The following is a 538-nucleotide window of genomic DNA, read 5'->3' as shown; positions in this document are numbered from 1 at the left end:
GGTCTTTAATTCTATTAAATAGGCTACGATTAAGTGGCCTATTTCATTTTCTAGATATGAATTACGTTTGATTTAATAATTGAATGTTAGTTTCTTTGGAAGGCTATACAGTTTGGAAGTTGTAATCCTGCCTCTAAATCCTTCTTTTTTAATAGCTGCTTCAAAAGCACTTTTTATATTTTTATCTATTCTAGGGTCGAACATTGCTTCTTCAAGCAAACTATTCGGATCAATATTAAAGAGATGTATTCGTGCGCTACTATTTATGTGAATTAGGCGTATTTCTTCTTCATGACTAAACTCTTTACGTTTATACAGTAGTGTCTCAGCTATACCTGAACCATTAGTATTCAATACGTCAATTTTTAATAAAGCTAACTCTAAGCTCTTTTCACATTCATATTGCACCTTGCCAATGAAAGAGTTTATATCTCCAAATTTTGGATCATTTTGTTTCAAGGCTTCTAAGAGTTTTCTAGGAGTTGTTTTAACTTTAACTCCATTACTATCGGGAGAGTATATCCTCCACATTGCATCT

At 32.2% G+C, this 538-nt stretch carries 1 protein-coding gene; it reads right to left on the bottom strand.

The window, feature by feature from the left end; all coding sequences use genetic code 11:
* Positions 1 to 72: 72 nt before the first annotated feature.
* On the bottom strand, positions 73 to 538 hold a 466-nt coding region (locus tag ACS8FC_RS20410), incomplete at its 5' end, for a DUF2971 domain-containing protein (protein WP_439298127.1).

The sequence above is a fragment of the Psychrobacter sp. 1Y4 genome, assembly GCF_051847555.1.
This window is presented reverse-complemented; position numbering and strand designations above follow the sequence as displayed.